The sequence below is a fragment of the Chryseobacterium sp. ISL-6 genome (assembly GCF_018613715.1).
Lineage (GTDB): Bacteria > Bacteroidota > Bacteroidia > Flavobacteriales > Weeksellaceae > Chryseobacterium > Chryseobacterium paludis.
Genome location: NZ_JAGGPT010000020.1, coordinates 39143 through 45142 on the forward strand (window position 1 = coordinate 39143; position 6000 = coordinate 45142).

General features: G+C 34.6%; 6 protein-coding genes and 2 pseudogenes. 6 read left to right on the plus strand and 2 right to left on the minus strand.

The genetic code is table 11. The features are described from left to right. Positions 1-148: 148 nt before the first annotated feature. Together mobB and mobA are read right to left on the minus strand one after the other, a co-directional pair. Positions 149-1426 carry a conjugal transfer protein MobB gene (mobB, locus tag J7E44_RS23530; RefSeq protein ID WP_214834582.1) on the minus strand — a complete coding sequence of 426 codons (1278 nt, stop codon included), beginning with the start codon at positions 1424-1426 and terminating at the stop codon, positions 149-151. 7 nt (positions 1427-1433) lie between these two features. Continuing rightward, positions 1434-1862 carry a conjugal transfer protein MobA gene (mobA, locus tag J7E44_RS23535; protein ID WP_214834583.1) on the minus strand — a complete coding sequence of 143 codons (429 nt, stop codon included), beginning with the start codon at positions 1860-1862 and terminating at the stop codon, positions 1434-1436. A gap of 704 nt (positions 1863-2566) precedes the next feature. On the opposite strand from mobA, the gene J7E44_RS23540 reads away from it, so the two are divergent. From J7E44_RS23540 to J7E44_RS23565, 6 genes and pseudogenes are all read left to right on the plus strand, one after another. Beyond that, positions 2567-3334 (plus strand): ParA family protein, encoded by a 768-nt coding sequence (locus tag J7E44_RS23540; RefSeq protein WP_214834585.1) that lies wholly within the window; start codon positions 2567-2569, stop codon positions 3332-3334. Positions 3335-3339: 5 nt separating this feature from the next. After that, complete coding sequence (locus J7E44_RS23545) at positions 3340-3744, plus strand: DUF3408 domain-containing protein (RefSeq protein ID WP_214834586.1); 405 nt, start codon at positions 3340-3342, stop codon at positions 3742-3744. Positions 3745-3870: 126 nt separating this feature from the next. Beyond that, the gene (locus tag J7E44_RS23550; RefSeq protein WP_214834588.1) at positions 3871-4500 is read left to right on the plus strand and encodes a conjugal transfer protein TraD; all 630 of its coding nucleotides are present in this window, start codon (positions 3871-3873) and stop codon (positions 4498-4500) included. Positions 4501-4696: 196 nt separating this feature from the next. Beyond that, the gene (locus J7E44_RS23555) at positions 4697-5071 is read left to right on the plus strand and encodes a hypothetical protein (RefSeq protein WP_214834590.1); all 375 of its coding nucleotides are present in this window, start codon (positions 4697-4699) and stop codon (positions 5069-5071) included. Positions 5072-5362: 291 nt separating this feature from the next. Then, a pseudogene (locus J7E44_RS23560) lies at positions 5363-5632 on the plus strand (DUF4134 domain-containing protein). An 11-nt stretch (positions 5633-5643) separates the two neighbouring features. Then, positions 5644-5799: pseudogene (locus J7E44_RS23565) on the plus strand (DUF4133 domain-containing protein); the annotation flags it as partial. Positions 5800-6000 lie beyond the last annotated feature (201 nt).

Here is a 6000-nt window from a genome sequence, read left to right on the forward strand (position 1 = left end):
AAACAAAGCTTATATTATAATTTTATCATTCTTTATTCTATAGAATAAGCCAATGGGATTAAATTTCAGAAGACATTTATAGGTGCTCCTATATTTTTAGTTCAAACGATAAATACTCACAAAAAGGTTTTACTACATAAGGTTCGTTTTACCTTTTCCGTTTCTTTCTGTTTTTCATCTGGTTAGCAAACTCCTTCTCCTGATAATCTTCTTCATTTGTGAAGGTTAACAATCCACTAACATCCTCAAATAGATTATTTTCTAGGTGGCCAGATATTATAGCCACATCTAAAAAATCAAATAGATAATGAAGGTTTTCCTTTTCTTTATTATGAGATATTGTGGTGTGATGTTGTGCGGATTCTATATTTTCATGGTTGATATTATTATTCCACAAATCATTAAAAATACTAGCAGAAAAATCCTTCCCTAAGCCAGAACCATTCCATACCGTTTTTGAATTATGATCAATAAACGTGATTCCATATAGGCGTCCGGTAGCATTTCTGCGAACTATCGTATTGATCCCCTGATGTATTAAAACACTTTTAAAATCTTTCTCATTATTGGTATACTTTAGAGCATGATCAACGATCACTTTAACAGTATCTTTAGCCTCAATGCCAGTTAAAGATTTTTTACATTTTATAAAATGTGACTCCAACGCATTGAGTTCTGTACTTTTTCCAAATAAGGATGCTTTAAAAGGATGTCCTATTCTTTCCCCATTTTTATCCAATGGAAAATACATCAATCCAAGATGCATTTTTTTATGCAGTTCACTTTCTACTTTTTCAACGCTAATATTGAATAAAGACAATAGTGCATTGTATTGTCCAAAAGTTTGGAACTGATAGTACCGGGGCAGGTGTTTTATCACCGAAGCGATCTGGTCTTTAACATTCCCTGATTTATAGTCAACAGGTTGAAAGTTTTTTTCGTTTTTCTCAAGCTTTTTTGCCCCTGCTGGCATCAGACCATATTTCCTTTCCAATTCTCTGCATACTTCCATGGATCGTCGCTTTTCGAACTTATCTGAAATTTTTTTTCCTTCCTCATCGACACATACCGAAACAATGTGGATGTGGGTACGGTCAATATCTGTATGCTTAAAGATGACATAAGGTTGCTCTCCATAACCCATCTCATTCATATATTCCTGTGCCAATTGTATAAATTGGTCGTCACTGACCTGATCATTGGGATCAGGGTTAAGTGATATATGGAGCGTATGCTTTTCAGTATTGCGATTAGCTATCAGGTAAGGTTCGAAAGATGCTGCTAATTGTGCTACAGTATAATGACCGCTTAGGGTTTCAATCATTTTATTGCCCGTTAAAATTTTTCCGTTATCCCGTTCAACTTTAACATTATTATAAGCCAATACTCCATATAAATTACTGGTTCTTCCAATTTTTGCGATCATTTCTAGATTATTTTTTCAAATGATTCCTGTTAAATTCTTCTGTTATTGCGATGACCTTTTGACATAATACAACCATTTCGGCGGTTTGTTTTTCCAATTTATACAGAAAAGCGGCGGCTTTCCTTTCAGAAAAATGGGTATTCAAAAGCTTAACTACCTGATTATAATTAACTCCCACAGCTCGGAACTGAGAAAAGAATGAGGTCAGTCTCATATAAAAATCTACAGATCCTTTCTCAATTTTCACTGTTTTGATCTCATTTGAAAATAAAACAGAGATAATAAATTTCGCTTTATTACTCATCCCTGATACTTCAAAAAGTGACATTAATTTGTTATTTTCTTCATCATTTAATCTGAATACATGTCGGTGTATGCTAGGATCAATCTTTGGCTTTCTGCCACCTCTATTTCTGTTATTGTTCTTATCTTTCATTACTATTAAATTCATTAAAAATCATAAACCTTGACTTTGGAGAGTGTTTAATTCCCCTGCAAAGGGCAAGTTGTTTTGAGGCACAAAAAACAGTTATGAGGCACTCAAAACACAACTTGCCCCTTTCCGGTGAAAGGAACTCCTCTACTCTTTGTGGATTAATTGAACTGATAAAAAAAAGAAACCTAAGTTGCCTGATCTACGGTACAAAGTCTTCATTATATTTATCATATATCCTTCTATTTTAAGACAATACAAATTAAATACTAGTTTTCGTAGCAGCCTTACTACAAAACCGGCCAAGCACTGCCACTAAGCGTAAACAGCTTCCTGTTTGGCTAAATCAAATCAATTAACCACTTCTTTGTGCCATCAAGCTGGCAAAACCGTTAGCATGTTATGAATCCAGGCTGTAATCAAGAGTGATAATAAGACTGAGTGCAGAGAGAACTGAAGACACTACTGCCAGCAGAATAAGATTCCGTAGTCTTAGATGTGCTGCCTACTTCATAGCTTTCTGGTTTGCTAGAAACTTGGCGCTCCTATTATCACGCATAACTGAGTTACTGAGTGATTAGGGACAAGCTAGCAGGATTGCCAGCCTGCTCGAAATCAGGCCACGCAATATCTGTTTAGCTATTAGATATGAAGGACAGATGGGTATCATTCGATAATTATTTTTTAAAATTTAAAGTCAAATAAAAATGGAACCAAAAAAAAGAACATTATTTATTGCATTTTCGAGCCAAAAAGGTGGTGTTGGAAAAAGTACGTTTACAACAATTTTAGCAAGTTCCTTACATTATGTATTTGGATATAACGTGGCGGTATTTGATTGTGATTATCCCCAACACAGTATCTCACAAATGCGGCAACGGGATTTGAAAGCTGTTATGCAAAATGAAATCTTAAAAAAAATTGCTTATAAACAGTTTACAACAATCAACAAAAAGGCCTATCCGATAATTCAATGCAGGTCGGACGAAGCACTAAAAGAAGCTGAGCGCTTCCTAGAAACTTCACCAGTACATTTGGATGTATTATTTTTTGATTTACCAGGAACCGTAAATACTTCTGGCTTACTTAACACTTTGGCTGGAATGCATCATATTTTTTCACCCATCACAGCTGATCGCGTAGTAATTGAGAGTACGCTCGCATTTACAGATGTTTTAACTAACGTTCTGATCAAAAACGGTCATACTTCTATTGAAACCATCCGGCTATTTTGGAATCAGGTAGATGCTCGGGAAAAGTCTCCATTATATGAATTCTATGAGAAAATTATTGCCGGACTAGGGCTTACACTTATGGAAACAAGCATAACGGACAGCAAAAGATTTCGCAAGGAAAGTGAAACGATTGCTAAGACCGTATTTAGATCCACCTTATTACCTGGCGATAAAAGACTGATTAAAGAATGCCGATTGGATTTATTTATTGAAGAATTTTTGAAAACTGTTAAGTTATAGCAGATATGAATAAGGACAACAGAACAAATTCGAATCCAGACGTCGATGAAGAGTATTTAATGAAAGTAATGGCAGAAGGAACAAGAGATCCCGATGTGCATGAAGCTGATAAGGATCCTCTTTTTATTGAGGAGAAGCCAAGAATTAGAGAAAAAGCAAGGATCAAAAAAGCATCTGGCAATAATTATGGCAAACAGTTTCTTGTAGCTCACTCTATGAACCGCAGAGGAGACAAAAGCATCTATATTCGTCAGGAATATCATGAGAGACTCTCCCGTATCGTCCAGGTGATCGGTGAAGACAAAATTCCACTATATGCTTATCTGGATAATATTCTTGAACATCATTTTTATTTATTTGAGAAAGCAATCACTGACGATTTTAACGAAAAATTCAAACCTCTTTTTTAATTATCCATTATGAAAAAAAACAAAAAAACAGTACATGGAAAACCATCTTGGAGAAACGGGAAAGTAGAAACATAGACCTGACAATTGTGATTCTTATAAAGAAAGATTTAAACCAATATTTTAATTATGGACATTTTAATTCTAATGGGCCTGATTATCATTATTATCCTTTTAGCACGAGATAAAATGATTATTAACAAGGTAATTAAAGAAAAAAAATCAATACCCAATCATTTTGTGGCTACAGGGATTATGGGTAAAACAAAACAACCTGAAAGACATTTAATGCCTGCTAACGTCAAAAAACACCAATTCGCTGAGCGAATTGATGTAGATGATAATTTTGAGACAGAAACCAAAGAGAAAAATCTTTTAAAAGAAATTCTCAAGGAAGAACTTGATGAAGTTTTCGGTTATGAACTAAATCTTGAAGAAGAAGAGGAAGAATTCATTAATCAAAGATTTCCAAATGGCGATAATGGGTTCGCTCTAGGAGTTACCTTCGATGAACTAAGTACTGTGGGGGCACTGTTACAGCAAGAACACCTGGAACCAGCCTTGCAGCGAAAAGCAGTAGATATAGTTCAAAAAATACAAGGAACCGAATTATTCAGCCTAATGGAAAGTTCTATTAAAGGAGCTTCCCATAAGATTGCCGAACTCCTGGATAAAAGTTTATCTACTGAAAAAGATTCAGGTTCTTCCTATTTTAAAGAAAATGATGTAAGTGATTTTGACATTGGGAAGTTTGTTTAAGTGATAATAATTTTAATGAGAACTGAATTGCCATTATTAAATATTGAGGGAACAGATTTTGATCTGATGGTTAATCACAAAGCCTATGATCTACGAGTTAATAAAGGGGTTTTACCACCATAGAAATTAATAATCATCTTTTTTTGTAGATCTCAGAATGGATATGCTTAGGCCAAAGGATGACTTTCTTTCTAAAGTGATTGTATTTGAAGATATTCAGCATTATTTTTCTAAAAAAAGCGACACTTATCTTATCCCATACGATCCTAAAAAACATGAATTTTGCGAGCTTGATTATGAAAATATTATCAGCATTCCCAAAGATCTGATTGCAGTGGAATCTCCATTCCAAAAAGCTCTTGACCCTATAGGCTGGAATCGTAAAGGTGGTTGGAACCTAAAGGAGAATTTAAAACAATTTGGCCTAAAAATGCAATTTAATACCAAATTAATTCCGTGGGATAAAACTTTTATTATTGATGTTATAAAGGGCAATCTAGAAAAAAAACAGAATGGGAAGCAAAGGAATTTGAAAAACATACCAAAAAATAAAAAAGGTCAAAAAATGTAAACATTACGAAATTCTGTGAAGCGTAAAACATAAGTTTTACGCTTTTTCTTTATTTGCAAATATCCCCTGCGATCCAATCAGGTTATTTCTGGTTATTAAATCAAGCTTTCATTAAATATAAAATCACCTCTCAAGGCAGTTTACAGCCAAGTAAATCCACAGGGTACCGAATCGCCATTATGCCTAAAATTCTACTCGATATTTGTCAATAAAGCCTGCATGATGCAGGTTCATCGTAACAAATAATCACTTCAAATTATGGAAAAACAAACAAAATTTTCACTAACTATTATGGCTATCCTTATGGGTGTCGTTATTTAGGCTCAGGGTAATGGCTCTGCTGGAATAACCGAGGCTACTCAAATGGTCACTTCATATTTTGACCCGGCGACCAAGCTTATCTATGCTATCGGAGCCGTGGTGGGACTTATCGGAGGTGTTAAGGTCTACAATAAGTTCAGCAGTGGTGACCCGGATACCTCAAAAACGGCTGCCAGCTGGTTTGGAGCTTGTATATTCCTTATTGTAGCAGCGACCATCCTACGTTCATTCTTCCTTTAAGAATTTTGATTATGAATACTTATCTCATCAACAAAGGAATTGGAAGATCGGTCGAATTCAAAGGTCTGAAGGCACAGTACCTGTTTATTTTTGCAGGTGGATTGTTGGGAATACTGCTATTGGTGATGTTACTGTATATGACAGGCATTAATACTTATATCTGTTTGTGAATACGTCAGCCCTTTGTAGACTAATTTAGTAGAAAACTAATATAGTGTTACGAATATGGAAAAGACAAAAGAAATAACAGATTATTTAAACTATCTAAAAAAAGTTCAAGTATTAAAATATGCAAAAGAACGGGGTAAAAATAAGGAAGCGTATGAATTTTTCGGTATAAAAAAGAGCACCTTTTATAAGTGGAAAAA

What these genes read in the sequence shown, in the direction of transcription:
- mobA (WP_214834583.1), bottom strand. Translation starts at nt 1,862, where the DNA reads ATGAAAGATAAGAACAATAACAGAAATAGAGGTGGCAGAAAGCCAAAG.
- J7E44_RS23540 (WP_214834585.1), top strand. Translation starts at nt 2,567, where the DNA reads ATGGAACCAAAAAAAAGAACATTATTTATTGCATTTTCGAGCCAAAAA.
- J7E44_RS23545 (WP_214834586.1), top strand. Translation starts at nt 3,340, where the DNA reads ATGAATAAGGACAACAGAACAAATTCGAATCCAGACGTCGATGAAGAG.
- J7E44_RS23550 (WP_214834588.1), top strand. Translation starts at nt 3,871, where the DNA reads ATGGACATTTTAATTCTAATGGGCCTGATTATCATTATTATCCTTTTA.
- mobB (WP_214834582.1), bottom strand. Translation starts at nt 1,426, where the DNA reads ATGATCGCAAAAATTGGAAGAACCAGTAATTTATATGGAGTATTGGCT.